A 14,406-nucleotide genomic window follows, 5' to 3' on the forward strand; every position below is an offset into this window, starting at 1 on the left:
CGACGTTGACGCTCAGCCCCGCAGAAGCAGCACGAGCCCGCGCGTCACCACCCCGGCGATCGGCGGCAGCACGAGGGAGGCGGCGAAGCGCAGCGCCGCGAGCCGCCCGCCGATGAAGCCGATCTCGATCGGCAGCCGCAGCGCCGACAGCGTCGAGAGCGAGACGAGGTAGGTCACGAGCACCGGCGCGCCCACGCCCGCGCGGAACGAGCCCGCCGCGAGCGGCAGCCCCACGATGCTCCCGCTCGGCGTGAGCGCGCCCGCGATCCACGCGACCAGGATCCCCCGCAGCCCCGCCGCGTCCGAGAGCCAGCGCTCGATCCACGCCTTCGGCAGGAGCGCCTCGAGGCAGCCGGCCATCACGATCCCGATCACCAGCGCGGGCGCGATCTGCCGGGCCTGGCTGCCCGCCGCGCGCGCCGCCTCGGAGGCGACCCCGCGCTGGATCACCAGGGCGACGAGGACGAGCAGCGTCGCCCCCATGAACCCGAGCGCGGCCTTCACGAGTGCCCCGCCGCGTCGTCGAGGATCACGACGTGCCCCTGATCGCCGTCGACGCGGATCCGCGCGCCGCTCCAGATCGCGGTCGTCGCCGTCTCGACGCCGACGACCGCGGGGATCCCGTACTCGCGCGCGACCACCGAGCCGTGGGTCATCAGCCCGCCGACCTCCATCACCAGGCCCGCGGCGTGGAGGAACAACGGCGTCCAGCCGGGGTCGGTGAACGGCGCGACCAGGATCTCGCCCGCGCGCAGCACCTCGCGCGTCGGGTCGCGCACGACGCGCGCGACGCCCTCGACCACGCCCGCGGAGACGGGCACACCCGCGAGCGCGCCCGCCGGCAGATCCCGGCGATCGCGGCGCGCGACCACGGCCTCGCCCTCGCTGGTGATCACCGGCGGCGGGCTCATCCGCGCATGGCGGGCGAGCGCGGCGCGGCGCTCCACGACCGTGGCCTGGAGCTGCTCCGCGACCGCGCCGCCCTCGAGCGCGGACGTGAGCTCGTCGAGCTCCAGCATCCAGGTGTCGTCGATCGACGCGAGGAGGCCGCGCTCCACCGCGATCGCGCCCGCCTCGCGCGCCGCGCGCCGCCCCCGATCGAAGAGCTGCATCATGAAGAACTTGGGGTGCTCGCGGAGCGAGAGGTACACGCGCGCGCGGCGGATGAGCCCGCGCGCGAAGGCCCGCCGCGGCGCCCCCAGCGGCCCCAGGCCCGCGGCGTCGAGGATCGCGGTGATCGCCTCCTCCGCCTCGCGCCGGGCCGCGGCGAAGCGCTGCCGGTGCGTCCCCGAGGCGCCCTCGTACAGCATCCCCGCGAGGCTCGTGACCAGGGTCGACGGGTCCTCGGACCAGCGCGGCACGCCCGCGTCGATCTCGCCCGCGGCGCGGTGCCCGTAGCGGGTGAGGAAGTGATCCCATGCGGTGAGGAAGGGCGCAGCTTCCGGCGTCCCGCGCAGCGCGTCGATCGCCGTCCGCGGATCGGCGCGCTGGAGGTGCTCGGCCACGGCGGGCGCGGCGCGCGCGAGGTCGGCGATATCGCCGAGCGCGAGGTCCATCTCGGTCGTGACGTTGCCCTCGAGCCCGCGGCCGATCACGTCGATCGTCGATCTCGGGACGCGCCCGCGCAAGAGCGCCCCGAGGAGCTTCCACGCGACCGCGCCGGAGGCGACGAAGGGGAGCGCAAATATCGGAAATCCTTCATGGATCATCCGCTCCGCCGCACGCAGCCGCGGCGCCCCGGGCGCGGCCTCCGCGAGGCGCCGCGTGTGGGCCTCGACGTGGCGCACGAGCTCCGCCTCGCACGCGGCCTTCGCCGCCTCGGGCCGCGCGGTCATGAGCTGCCGGGCAACGCGGGCGACGAACGGCAGGAGGAAGCGGAGCAGCGATCCGAGCCGCGCCGGCGCCGCCCTGCCTTCGCGGAACGCCGGCCGCCCCGCGACCTCGCGCAGGCGATCGGCGATCATCGAGCTCCCGTTCTCGATGATCGCCGGGAGGAGCCGGGTGAACGGCGCGCGGCGGAGGAGCGGCGTGACGTCGATGAAGAGGCGGCCGCCGGCGTGGGCCATGAGCTCCGAGCGCGCGCCGTCGGACGGCCTCCCCACCGGGAAGAACGCGCGGAAGAGCGAGATGCCGAGCGGCGTCATCACCGCGGTGTTGACCTGCATGTGCCCGAAGCTCACGTAGACGTGCAGCGCCGGATCCCGCGGCGGCGGCGCGGGCAGCGGGTAGGCCGAGGTGATCGGCCGCGCCTGGAGCAGGAAGATCGCGCCGGCTTCGACGCCCCACTCGAGGTCCTGCGGCGCACCCTGGAGCGCCTCGACGCGGCGCCCTAGCGCGACGAGCGCGGCCACCGCGGCGTCGTCGAGCGCGCGCCCGGCCCGCCGCTCTGGCGGCACCTCGCGCGTCTCCGTCCCGCCGCCCGGCTTCGCGACGATCGCGATCGCCTTCGCGCCCACGCGCACGTCGAGCAGCGCGCCATCGGCCTTGCGCGCGCGGTAGACGTCGGGGTCGACGACGCCCGAGACCAGCGCCTCGCCGAGGCCGAAGCTCGCGTCGATCGTGCACACGCCGCGGTGGCCGGTCACGGGATCGGCGGTGAAGAGGATCCCCGCGACGTCGGGGCGGATCATCCGCTGCACCACGACCGCGAGGCGCGCCGCGCGGGAGCCGTAGCCGTTCCGGCGGCGGTAGACGACGGCGCGATCGGTGAAGAGCGAGGCCCAGCAGGCGCGCGCGCGATCGAGCACCGCGTCCTCGCCGCGCACCTCGAGGAAGGTGTCCTGCTGCCCGGCGAACGAGGCGTCGGGCAGGTCCTCGAGCGTCGCGCTCGAGCGCACGGCGTAGGCGTGCTCGACGCCGGCCGCGTGGAGCGCGGCGAGCACCGCGGCGCGCACCTCGGGCGGGATGCGCGCCGCCGTGAGCTGCTCCCGCGCCCGCAGGCTCGCGGCGCGCGTCGCGTCGAGGTCGTCGGGATCGAGCGCGTCGATCGCCGCGAGGAGCTCGCCGATCCCGGGCACGCCCGCGAGGAAGCGATCGAAGGCCGCCGTGGTCACGCAGAAGCCGGGCGGCACCGGCAGGCCCGCGGCCGCGAGCGCGCCCAGGTTCGCGCCCTTGCCGCCCACGCGCGGGAGGTCCTTCCCGCGGACCTCGGCGAAGGGGAGCACGAGGCGCGCGGAAGCATCGTGCGGGCTCACGCGCGCACCTCCGCACGCGGCGCCGCGCCGCGCAGGAAGAGCTCGACGATCGCCTGCGCCCGCGCCTCGACCGCCGGCGCGTGCGCGGCCGCGCTCGGCTGCCCGCGCGCCGCCGAGCGCGCGAGGCGCGCGCGGAAGAGCGACGCGGTCATCACCATCCCGAGGAGCGCCGCCGCCCGATCGATCGCGTCGCCGTGCGTGAGCCGCCCGCGCGCCGCCTGCGCGTCGAGGTAGCGCGCGAGCCGGCCGAAGGTCGACGTCTGCTGATCGCGGAGCCGCTCGAAGTAGCTCGCCTCCGCGTCGTCGCCGAGCGCGACGAGCCGGATCAGCCCCGGCTGCTCGTCGATGAAGCGCAGCGCCGTGGCGAGGAAGCGCGCGAGCGCCTGCTCGATCGGCGCGTCGAGGTCCGCGAGCTCCCGCGCGGCGTCGCGCCGCGGGGTCAGCTCGTCGAAGGTCGCGCGGAGCAGGCCGTCCTTGTCGCCGAAGGTCCGGTAGATCGTGACCGTGCCCGTGCCGGCCTCGCGCGCGATCTGCTCGACCGTGATCGCCACGGCGCCGTGCCGCGCCACGAGCCGGCGGGCCGCCTCGAGGATCCTCGCCCGCGCCGAGCTCCGCTCGAGCTCCGCGCGGGGCGCCCGCGCGCGGAGCCGCGCCACCAGCGCCTCGCGGCTCGGCACCCGCCGGTAGAGCGTGGCCCGCGAGACGCCCGCGGTGCGCGCGAGCTGCTGCATGGTGAAGCCGGGGCCCTCGCGCCGGAGCAGCCGCTCCGCGGCGCGGACGATGCGATCGTCGACGGGATCCGGCGCATCGGTCGTCGGAGTGTGAGACATGATGAAACCGATATCATCCACCGTGTCTCACTTCCAACGCGCCCGCGCCGCCCCCTGTCTCACCGCCCGGCGGACGGGGCCGCAGACGCGGCGGGAACGCAGGTGATCCGCAGAAGATCGAAGGACAAAAACACCGAGGCCCCGCCAGGCTCACCCGGCAGGGCCTCGCTGTGATGGCGAGTCGCCGCGCGTCGGAGATCCGCATTCAGGCGGCCGATGATCTTGCCTGCCCTCTACGCATCCCGATTCGACGAGCGAAAGGACCGAAGCGGCGGAACGTCCTCGAAATCCCGGGATCCCCCTGCCTCGATCACCACGCGTCCCGGCGGCGCGTCGCCGTCAACCGTCGGCGCGCACCGCGGGGAGCGGGCGGCGCCGGCAGCTCACCTCGATGAGGATGTCGCCGGGCGCCTTGAAATAGAACATCACGCCGCGGCCGTTCTCGCTCACGGGGCCGCTGTCGACGCCCGCCGCGACGATCGCCGCGTGCTTGTCGTACACGGTGGCCACGTCGCCGACGAGGAAGCCGATGTGGAAGCCCTCCGGATAAGGGCCGTCCGCCTCGCGCCGGCGCTGGAGGACGAGCGTGAAGTCGCCGGGCCCCGTGAGGATGGCGATCGCCGGCGAGTGCCGGTTGCCGTGGACCTCGAACTGGAAGTGCCGCTCGAAGAACGCGGCCGTTTCGAGGACGTCGGGGACCTGGAGATCGATGTGATTGAGCTGCATGGGAGCCTCCACGGAGGACGCACGTGCGTCCAGGTGCCGTGGGACCTCACTCCGTGGTGGAGGGGACATGGGCTCCCGTCATGGGAGTGGCCGGGGCTCGCCTGAACCGGCCTACCTCTTTCGGCGAGCAAGAAGATAGCGAAGCGATCGCGACCTGGCAACGTCCGGCGAAACATCGACGCGCGGGCGGGGCGGTCGAAGAGGGCGCCGCGCGTGCTCGCCCGGTGAGGGGGGTGGGCAAGCCTGTAGATGGCCTCGGAGATCCGCAGGAATCTTACCACGCAGATCCGCGGAAACGTGACCCTCGCGTCCGCAGAACAATGACCGCGGCGCCCGCGGAAATCTGACCCCGGGCGCCGCGGAAATCTGACCTGGCGTCGGCCGGGTCAGCGCTTCTTCGCTGCCGCGGGCGGCTCGGGGGCCTCCGGCCCCGGCTTGGGTCGCGCCTCGCTCATGGCCAGCGACTCCTTCTGCCGCCACGAGTCGGCGTCGATGTCGAGGATGTGGCAGTGCTGGACGAAGCGGTCGATCAGGGCCGAGACGCACGCTGCGCCCGGAAAGACCGTGCTCCACTGCTTGAACGGCAGATTCGTCGTCAGCACGAGCGATCGGCTCTCGTGCCTGCGGCTGATGATGTTGTAGAGCAGGTCGGCGGACTGACGGCTGCACGGCAGATAGCCGATCTCGTCCAGAATGAGCAGCGACGGGGCCGTGTATTTCCGCAGCTGTCGTTCGAGGGCTGGCAGCGACTCCTGCTTGAGCAGATCGGCGAGGGCGGCCGACAGCGTCGTGAAGCGCACGGTGTAGCCGCGCTGGAGCGCGCGCATGCCGAGGTTCTGGGCGAGCATCGTCTTGCCGACGCCGCTCGGACCCCGGAGCAGGACGTTGTGCCCCTTGGCGATGAAGTCGAGCGTCATGAGCTCCTCGACGAGCTCACGCTGGATCGTGCGCGGGTGGTTCCAGTCGAAGCGATCGAGGGGCTTGAAGGTGCCGATGGTCGCCGCCTTGGCGCGCGCGGCGAGGTTGCGCTCGGCGCGCTCGCGGTGGGCGATGGCGGCGAGCTCCTCGAACGTCTGCACCGGCGACAGGCGCGCCGTGGTGGCATGCGCGATGAGCGCGAGCAGCGCCTCGCGCGACACGCGTACGCCGAGGGAGCGAACCAGCTCAGCGACGTCATCGTTGGGCATCGTAGGACTCCAGGTCATGGGGGATCACGTCGCGATCGGGGACGTGGGCTCCGAGAGCGATGTCGACGGGGACAGGGCCGTCGGCGGCGCGGCGGCGCTCCTCGCAGAGCACGGCGAGGGCACCGGGATCGTGGGTGCCGCGGGCGATGGCCTCGCGCGCCGCAGCGCCGAGGATCTCGACGCCGTACAGGTCGAGAAGGCGCAGGGCCTTGGCCGTCATGAAGCCGACGTTGCGACCGGCCTCCACCCAGCGCTCTTGCAGGATCTCGAAGCCGGGGATCACGGCGCCGAGCCGATCGCGCCCCTTGGCCTCGCGCGCGGCGCGCTTGTGGTCGAGCAGCTCGGCACGGTGCTCGGGCGCCTCGATGCTCTGGTGTCGTCCCCAGCAGCGCACGTGCCGCGCGACCTCCGTGCCGCCGTCCGAGAGCCGCACGGTCGTGTCATTGGCGACGAGCATCAGCGTCTTGCCGTGGTGGATCGACGGCGCCGAGTAGCGGTTTCCGTCGAAGTGCACGAAGGCGGTTTTGTCGACGGGCACGGGCTCGACGAGGTCCGTCTCCGGCAGCGGCTCGGGCAGCGCGAGCAGCCGCGTCCTCTCCTCCGCGAGCACCTGGTCGACGCGCCGCTCAGGCCATCGCGGGTGTGGGCGCACGTTGGCGATCTCGTCGAGGAAGACGAGCAGCTCGGCGTTGCCACGATCGAGATCACGAATCGTGCGCGCGGCGAAGAAGCGGTCGCGCAGGAAGCGAATCGCTCGCTCGACCTTGCCCTTTTGCTGCGGTTTGCGCACGGCGCAGAGCCGCGGCGCGACGCAGAGCTGACCGGCAAGCGCGAGCAGGTCCGGGTGGAAGCGCACGGCGTCGCCGTGGCGCTCGAGGACAACGGTCTTGGGATTGTCGAAGAGCCATTGCCTCGTCGCGCCGCCGAAGTAGCGGCACGCGCGCACGAGCGAGCGGCGAAGCGAGCTCGCGGACAGGCCGAGCACGAGCTCACCCCAGATCGCGCGCGAGTACGACAGGACCATGACGAAGGCCCAGAGTTGACGCGTGCCGCCCGCGACGCGCAGCTTGCCGACGTAAGCCCAGTCGACCTGGGCCTGCTCGGCGATGAGCGGCTCGACGCGGAGGAACGCCTCGCTCTTCGGCGCCGGGCGGACGAGCCGAACATGCCGTCGCACCGTGCGCACACTGCCCTCGTAGCCGCGCTCCACCAGCATGTCGTACAGGCGCGTGGCGCGGAGCCGAGGATACTGTGTCAGCGTCTCGAGGACGAAGGCCTCGTAGCCGCGCAGCGGCAAAGGCACCTCGCTCACCGCGGCCTCCGCGTCGCGAACGGCGGGCCGCGAGCGCGCCGCCTTGCCGAGGCCGAGCACGCGCTCGACGGCGCCGTGGTGCAGGCCGAGCTGCGTCGCGATGGTGCCGATCTTCCAGTGCTCGGCGAAGTGCAGGCGGCGGATCTCCGCCTCCTTGGCCTCATCGATCGTCATCGACCGAGGCTCCTGCGAAGGCGATGCTCGCCACGGAAGTTACCGAGTCCCGGCAGCCGTTGCCCGCGGCGGGGCGGGGCGTCCATGAAGAGAGGCTCGACCACGTAGTGCAGCGTCGCGCGCGCGACGCCGAGGCCGTCGCACAAACCCAGCGCGAATAAGATGTCCTCGGACTCCGCAGAAACGACAGCACGGACTCTCTGGTCGTGCCAGAGCGCCATTGACTCGCACAGCATCGGCCCGGCGAACCGGTGCGCCGGCGTGGCCACCGACCGCAGCCGGGCCTTCATCACCTCGTCGGGCCCCTGCGTCAGCAGCACCCGCGTCTCCTGCGGCGTCGCGGAGATCGTCATCACGAGCTCGTCCATCCTTCGACTCCTGCGGGCCGGCGACGGCCACGTCGTCCTTCGATGTCGGCGCGCCGATCCGCGGGCACACGCTGGCGGATGCGGGCAAGTTGTCGGAACCCCTATCCATCACGCGCCGGCCCCGTCGGGCGCGGTAGACACGCTGGCGATCGCGGTGATCGAGCCGCCCCTCGTGGGAGCGCTGGTGCCGCAGCCGAGCGGCGCGCTGCGCCCGCTGGCGAGCTGCGTCGCGGCAACCGCTGCCGCAGTAGAGCTGCCCTCGATCACACCGGCCGCAGACGAAGAAGATCACGGCGCAGAGCCCGCAACGGGCGAGCCGGAAGCTGTCTTGCACGAGTCCCCGGACCAGCGCGCCGGGAAGTTGCCCTCGATGCCAGGGTCGTGCGAGACAGGCCGAACATCGGTCTGTCGCCGATCCCCGGAAGGCCCTGGTCGCTACCCAGGGCCTTCTTCTTTCCGGCGCACCGCTTGGGCTCGATCTCTACCGCCGCGCCTCGCGCTGGCGAACTTCCCGGCCGCCCGCGCTCGCCCCAGGCGTCACGAGGTGAGGGGCAGAAATCTGCGGATCGGGGGGGCCATCAACAGGCAAGCCAGCTCGGCGCGCGATCGTTGCCGCGCGGCGGCGCCGAGATCGGGAACCTCAACCCCGGTGAGCGGCAGCGGCGGTGCCTCAACCTGGGTCGGGCATCAACGACGGGGTTTAGCTATCCTGCGTGGGTGGCTCGACGAAAATACAAGGTCATAGCCGTTCGTCGGTATGGCGTCGAAGGTGAACCAGATCGCGAGATCGTTCTGAAGATCGGCGAACCAATACAACCGGCCTCGCCCAGCGGCTCGTGGACGTGCCCTGTTTTTCTTGATGGGCTGGAGCCGGACATCCAGTATGCCGAAGGGGTCGACGCCGTCCAGGCAATCCAAAGTGCCATGCGGTATGCGCGACACGCGCTAGAGAGATGCGGGCTGCCGATCACATGGCTGGGTCAGGAGCCCGGAGACATCGGGCTGCCGCTTCCTATCGATGGTCCGTTCGGGCTCTGGTTTCAGCGCAGACTGGAAAAGCTCGTAGATGATGAAACGGAGCGCGTGGGCGAGATAGTGGCTGCGGTTCTCAAGGAGCGCGCGCGGAGGGAGCGCGGGCGTTGAGGCTCGCTGGGTCTGGTGCTCCCCCGCTTCCGCGGCCCCCCCTATGGCACCGGGAGGTAGGGATGGGACGGAGAACGCGGAGGGCGGTCACGCCCGAGTTCAAGGCGAAGACGGTACGGCTGGCGAAGGCGGGCGACCGGAGCATCGGACAGGTCGGGACCTCAACCTCGGAACCTCAACCTCGGTGGGCGGCGGCGGTGGCGGCGGCGGAACCTCCGGAACCTCAACCTCGGTGGGCGGCGGCGGCGGTGGCGGTGCCTCAACCTGGGTCGGGCCTCAACCTGGGTCGGGCCTCGGCGTGCCTCGACGCCCGAGGCGATGGGCGGTCGGCCAGCGGCCGCTCTGCGCTGCGATCCGGAGGGGTCCGGCGCCCACGCGGGCTCTCTGCGTTGCGGTCCGAAGGGGGTCCGGCACCCCGGCAGGCGCTCTTCATTGCGGTCCGGAGGGGTCCGGACCCCTCCATCTGGCACAATAAGCTGCGGATCCGGGGGTCGATGGCACAGAAAAACGAGATGAACAGCGATATTTGACACAACTTGACCCTGGTGAGACGCTCTGTGGAGCGCCTCGGAGGGGTCCGGACCCCGGTGTGTCGCAATGTATTGCGGTTGAGCCAGTGTCGGACCCCCCTGATCTGGCACAGATCGAGGCCGACGCGGCACAGGGTGTGGCGCTGGTCGCTCCGGGATGGGCCGGAGGACGAGGATGGGCACCGGCGGGCGGCGGCGACGGCCACGCCGTCCGGAGCGTACAGAGGGATCTGCGGGGTCTTGGCCCCGGGACGGGGTCACGAGGAGGGGACGAGGCGGGAGGAGATCGCGGTGCCGGCGGTGCGCGTCAGGCAGCGGGGATCAGCTATCGGCGGGCGCGGGCGCGGCCGTCTGCGCGCCGGGCTGGAGGGGAACGCCGGGCGGGGCGGGCGCTGCGGTGTCGCCCTCGGGCTTGTCGTTCTTCCGGGGCGCGCCGCGGCCGCTCGAGCCGACGCTCCAGCTCGCGAGCGGCGCGAGCAGCCTGTCGGCGAGCTCCTGCGTCTCCGGCTCGTCCGGCTCCACGGAGCCCATCACCTTGATCACGTAGGCGCGCAGCGCCTCGGTGAATGCGGCGAGCGCGTCGCGCACGCTGGGCGGCGCCGCCGCGGCCGTGGCCGCGGGCGCGGTGACGCCGAGCGCCTTGCCGTACGCGGCGTGCGCGGCCTCCAGGGCGGAGAGGAAGCGCTTGCCGCCGAGCGCCTCGATGCGTGCGTCGAGGCCGCTCTTGCGGATGCGCTGGATCCGGAGCTCGCTCTCGGACCACTCCAGGACATACGTGAGCTGGAGGAACTTGAGCCCTCCGGTGAAGAGCGCCGCCTTCAGCGCGCTCGCCTCGGAGGGCTCGGGCGCGCCAGGCGGCAGCTTGGTGTACGCGGTCAGGAAGTCATGAAGCCCGCTCCAGCAATTGTCGAGGATGCGATCGCACTGGACCGCGTCCTCGCTCGCCTCCCCTCCCTCCGAAAGCGACACCTGATCGCGCAGCGCCGACGCGAGATCGTCGTGGCGCGAGGCCAGCGCGGCGAGCACCCGCGCGACGCCCTTCACGAGCTGCTTCTTGGCAGGCTTCGCCGCCGTGATCAGCTGCTCGCCGAGCGCCATCGCCCCCACGGCCGTGAAGCGGGGGAGCTGGATCACTTCCGATGCGGTGTATTTGCTCATGAGATCACCCTCGTCCGCGGCAGGAGCGCGGGATTGCGCTGGAATGCCAGACGGGCCATCGTGCTCTATCGATGAAATGAAGATGGTTGTCCAGGGATATTTTGACGGGAGGGAGATTTACAGAAGAAGGTGCGGTGTCGAATTCCTGCTGTTCGTGAGCAATAGCGCGGGAAGGGAGGGAGAGAAGATCGAGAGATGTGCGGGGATAGAGTGGTTGGCACTGATCTGGCAGTCGCGGCGGACGCGCCGCTTCGCCAGGTGCCTTGGTTCAGCGGGGCGAGCCAGCCCGGAAGACGGAGGAGAAGCGCCCGACAGGCGTCACGATGACGTGGTCGCGAAGGGGTACGTCGATCAGGTGCGCGGCGCGCTCGATCTCCTGGGTGAGCAGCACGTCATCGGCGGACGGCGCGGGGTCGCCGCCCGGGTGGTTGTGGGCCATCACGAACGTGACAGCGCCGAGCTCGAGGGCGGCGCGAAGGACATCGGCGGGACGCACGGACGCGGAGAGGAGGCCGCCGCGGCTGATCATGCGGGCGCCGCGGGCGCGGTCGTGCACGTCGAGCGCGACGATCCAGACCTCCTCGTGGACGAGCGGCGCGAGCGTCGCGTGGAAGAAGCGGGCGACGTCGCGCGGGCGCCGCAGGCGCTGCGAGCGGCGCGAGCGCGCGGCGTGAAGGCGCCGGCCGAGCTCGAAGGCGGCCGCGAGGCGGGTCGCCGCCTGGAGGGCGACCTCGGCGCGCTCCGCCAGCGCGACGGGGGAAAGGCGGGCGAGCGCCGGGAGGTCCTCGGCCGGGAGCACGCGGCGGTCCGCGTCGGGCAGGCCGAGCAGGAGATCCAGCAGGGCCGCGTCGGGCATCGCGGGGACATCGACGGGAGCGAGCTTCATCGGGCACCTCCGCGTGAAGGAGGGCGGTCCACCGGCGCGAGCGCCTGGTGAGCGCGGCGATGGCGGGAGCGGGATAAACGGGGACTCTGCCCGAGCTCGGGGAGTGTGCGACGCATGCGGACGTCGTACCTTCGGATGTGCCGAAATAAAACAACGTATAGATCGTGTTAGCGCAATGGCCCAGGTGGACCACTCTTGACGTGCTCGGTCGGCATCACGCACACGCCGCCTACGCTCACGCCTCGAGCGACGTATGGTCCGGCGGTGTATCCTTCTCGCCTCCGGCGGGCTGCTCGACGGACCCCAGCGGTGCCAACAAGTCGACGACCACGAGCATCTGCTCAATGAGGCCCTTCACCACGGTATCGCGCTCGGCTCCGACCGACACCTGGAGCGCCACGGTCGGAAATCCGTCGCCCGCCATGAACATGCGCGGGGGCGTCGCGGATTCGAGCGGAGCGAGCGCGCGTCGAGCCGCCGAGGCATCGCTCTTTTCCCATCGCACGCCGTAGACGGAGAGCCAGAGCGGCGTCGGGGCGAACTTCATCCACTTTCGGATGTCACAGGCGAGGAAGCAGCCCACGCCTCTCAGCCGGAGGTAGCGCCCGGAGTACCCGTTGCCTGCGATGGCGCGAAGACCATTCGTGCTCGCGATACCTCGATCCTTGAGCGCCGTGCAGACCTCGTCGACGAGGCGTCCGAACTCGATGACGCGCCGGTATATCTGCGTGGTGAGCTCCTCGGCCGTGACCGGGAGGAAGGCCTCGGCATCCATGCGTTCGCAAAGGCCCCGTAGCTGTACGAGGTCCTCGCGCGCACGTTGGTCGCCGGCCGTCTCTACCCGAACGCCGATCGGATCGAGGAGCGCGCGCCAGCTCACCAGCACGAGCCTGCTGCCGCCCGCGAGCGCCAGCCGGACGTCTGCGATGCTGGTCTTGCCGTCCTGCACGTCGAGCTTAGCGTCATGGCACCGCCGCAGGAGCTCGCCCCAGATCAGCGTGACACGGGCGGCGGGGACAATGAAAACGAGGGCGCCCTGATCGCACGAGATGCGCTTGAGATAGGTAGTAGGCTGGTGCCCGGTCAGCCCAGCCCAGAACTTCGCCTCGATGATGAGATGCTGCCTCCCCTTGTCATCGAAGCCCACGAGATCAGGCTGTGCGTCATCTTCACCAGGGACCTGGTTCCGGTAAATCAGCGAAGAGGCGACGGGAATCCCGACGTCGCGCAGGAGATCCCGCACAGCTTCGCGAGCAGGGGGCGAGCGTCGGAGAATGTAGCCAAGCGCCTCGGTTGCAAGGTTTTCCGGGTGAGGACCGAACCTCGTGGCGAGATGTCCGAAGAGGGTTTCAACCATTGTGACGGAGGATACATGCGGAGAGTTCGCGCCGCACATCGAATCGTCGGCAATCACTGATGTTCCCTGGCGCAGGTCCCCCTCAGGCCGCGCCATGAACCAAGAACCACCATCACCTACCCCCTGACACAACATCTGAAGGCGCTGCGCCTCGGTTTGGTTCGGTTCGGTCGGCGCCTCGCACCTGCAAGCGGCGCACTCACGGACGCGCTCGTCGACCTCGCAGCCGCCCCGGGATGGCTCCGATACATCGTACAAATTCATGCATCAGGACGCACTTCTGCGCTACACTCGCCCACTCTCGGAGGCAGACCGGATGGCGCTGGGCAGGAGCATCAGAATCTATCTAGAAGGCGGTGAAGTGTCCGGTATTCGCCATGCGGAACTGGTGAACTGGACCGGCCAGGCCCTACTATGCCCTCGCAACCGCGCAGCCGAACTCGCACAGTGGGAAACGGCCGTTCATCGCCCAGGCGTCTACTTCTTGATAGGCAGCGAGAACATCGCACAAAGAGACGCATACATCGGCGAAGCTGAAGTCGCCGCCGAGCGCATCAAGGCGCACCTTTCGGGCAAAGATTTCTGGCAAGAGGTGATAATATTCACGAGCAAGGACGAAAACCTGACCAAGGCTCACATCAAGTACCTCGAAGCACGCATCATCCAGCTAGCCAAAGCCGCCGTTCGCTACCGCATCATCAACCAGAAGAATGAGACACCTGTCGTCCTACCGCGCGCGGACAAGGACGCGATGGAAGAGTACCTCAACAATGCCAGAATTCTACTGGGTGCCCTCGGCCATAGAATTTTGGATCCCATCATCGACCAACCGAGCAGCCAGAGCTCACAGCTCGTCCGACTGTTCTACTCCGTCAAGGGCGCAAATGCGATCGGTGCGGTGACAGACGATGGCTTCGTGGTGCTCAAAGACTCAACCGCGCTAACACAGGTACATGACAGCATCCGACCGAGCGGCTATGCTGCACTCAAGGAAGGCCTGATCAAGGCCGGAAAACTCATCAAGCGCGGTGAGGTGCTCCAATTTGCATCCGATACACTATTTTCAAGCGCGAGCGCCGCAGCCGCGGTTGTATATGGAAATGCAGCAAACGGGCGCGTCTGCTGGAAGACTCAGGAAGGACAAACCCTGAAAGAGATCGAGGAGGAGCAGGCGCGCCGTATCCCTTCTAGCTCGATTTCGGAAGCGGATTAGAGGACTGCCTGCCGAGAGCGCAGAAGGATCTAAGCCTCCTCGTGGCGCGGGGACTCGGGAGCACGCGAACGCTGGGCTCATGCCCCTGAGAAGACCCCAATTGTCCAAAGGAGAGCAACTCGGAGCGCTCCTCTCCCCACTGCCGCACCGGCAGATCCATCAAGCTCGCCCCCCCTGGCGCGCTCTCCACGGTCACCGCCTCGAAGTGCGCCGTGACGACGCTCTTCACGATAGCGAGCCCGAGCCTCGTCCCGTCGCGGCCCTCGTCGGTCGTCCTCGCTCGATGCCTCGATCCGGCTCAGCTCCAAGAGCCTCGACACGAGCCGGT

General features: G+C 70.3%; 12 protein-coding genes. 2 read left to right on the forward strand and 10 right to left on the reverse strand.

What is annotated here, in order from left to right; all coding sequences use genetic code 11:
- Nucleotides 1-12: 12 nt before the first annotated feature.
- From WMF39_RS26500 to WMF39_RS26530, 7 genes are all read right to left on the reverse strand, one after another.
- Nucleotides 13-504, reverse strand: a complete 492-nt coding sequence (locus WMF39_RS26500) for a permease (RefSeq protein ID WP_437739268.1) — start codon at nt 502-504, stop codon at nt 13-15.
- Nucleotides 501-3,194 (reverse strand): PEP/pyruvate-binding domain-containing protein, encoded by a 2,694-nt coding sequence (locus WMF39_RS26505; protein ID WP_437739269.1) that lies wholly within the window; start codon nt 3,192-3,194, stop codon nt 501-503. Before WMF39_RS26505 ends, WMF39_RS26500 begins: the two co-directional genes overlap by 4 nt.
- A complete protein-coding gene (locus WMF39_RS26510) occupies nt 3,191-4,024 on the reverse strand; it encodes a TetR/AcrR family transcriptional regulator (RefSeq protein WP_437739270.1) in 834 nt (277 codons plus the stop codon). The genes WMF39_RS26505 and WMF39_RS26510 overlap by 4 nt, the downstream gene beginning before the upstream one ends.
- A 339-nt stretch (nt 4,025-4,363) precedes the next feature.
- The gene (locus WMF39_RS26515) at nt 4,364-4,750 is read right to left on the reverse strand and encodes a VOC family protein (protein ID WP_437739271.1); all 387 of its coding nucleotides are present in this window, start codon (nt 4,748-4,750) and stop codon (nt 4,364-4,366) included.
- 386 nt (nt 4,751-5,136) lie between these two features.
- The gene (gene istB / locus WMF39_RS26520) at nt 5,137-5,937 is read right to left on the reverse strand and encodes an IS21-like element helper ATPase IstB (protein WP_437739272.1); all 801 of its coding nucleotides are present in this window, start codon (nt 5,935-5,937) and stop codon (nt 5,137-5,139) included.
- Nucleotides 5,924-7,423, reverse strand: coding sequence for an IS21 family transposase (gene istA / locus WMF39_RS26525; protein ID WP_437739273.1), 1,500 nt, complete (start codon nt 7,421-7,423; stop codon nt 5,924-5,926). The genes istB and istA overlap by 14 nt, the downstream gene beginning before the upstream one ends.
- The gene (locus WMF39_RS26530; protein ID WP_437307435.1) at nt 7,420-7,791 is read right to left on the reverse strand and encodes a hypothetical protein; all 372 of its coding nucleotides are present in this window, start codon (nt 7,789-7,791) and stop codon (nt 7,420-7,422) included. The genes istA and WMF39_RS26530 overlap by 4 nt, the downstream gene beginning before the upstream one ends.
- 717 nt (nt 7,792-8,508) lie before the next feature.
- Between WMF39_RS26530 and WMF39_RS26535 the strand changes: the two genes are divergently transcribed.
- The gene (locus tag WMF39_RS26535; protein WP_437739274.1) at nt 8,509-8,934 is read left to right on the forward strand and encodes a DUF6968 family protein; all 426 of its coding nucleotides are present in this window, start codon (nt 8,509-8,511) and stop codon (nt 8,932-8,934) included.
- 851 nt (nt 8,935-9,785) lie between these two features.
- On the opposite strand, the gene WMF39_RS26540 is transcribed toward WMF39_RS26535, so the two are convergent.
- The 3 genes from WMF39_RS26540 to WMF39_RS26550 form a co-directional block, all read right to left on the reverse strand.
- Nucleotides 9,786-10,622, reverse strand: a complete 837-nt coding sequence (locus WMF39_RS26540) for a hypothetical protein (RefSeq protein ID WP_437739275.1) — start codon at nt 10,620-10,622, stop codon at nt 9,786-9,788.
- A gap of 268 nt (nt 10,623-10,890) precedes the next feature.
- On the reverse strand, nt 10,891-11,508 hold the full coding sequence (locus WMF39_RS26545) for a JAB domain-containing protein (protein WP_437739276.1): 618 nt from the start codon (nt 11,506-11,508) through the stop codon (nt 10,891-10,893).
- A gap of 235 nt (nt 11,509-11,743) precedes the next feature.
- Nucleotides 11,744-12,865 (reverse strand): hypothetical protein, encoded by a 1,122-nt coding sequence (locus WMF39_RS26550; RefSeq protein ID WP_437739277.1) that lies wholly within the window; start codon nt 12,863-12,865, stop codon nt 11,744-11,746.
- A gap of 316 nt (nt 12,866-13,181) precedes the next feature.
- Here WMF39_RS26550 and WMF39_RS26555 point away from each other — a divergent pair, with 316 nt between their 5' ends.
- Nucleotides 13,182-14,078, forward strand: a complete 897-nt coding sequence (locus tag WMF39_RS26555) for a GIY-YIG nuclease family protein (protein WP_437739278.1) — start codon at nt 13,182-13,184, stop codon at nt 14,076-14,078.
- Nucleotides 14,079-14,406 lie beyond the last annotated feature (328 nt).

This window comes from Sorangium sp. So ce1504, from assembly GCF_051521635.1.
Classification (GTDB): Bacteria; Myxococcota_A; Polyangia; order Polyangiales; family Polyangiaceae; genus Sorangium; species Sorangium cellulosum_B.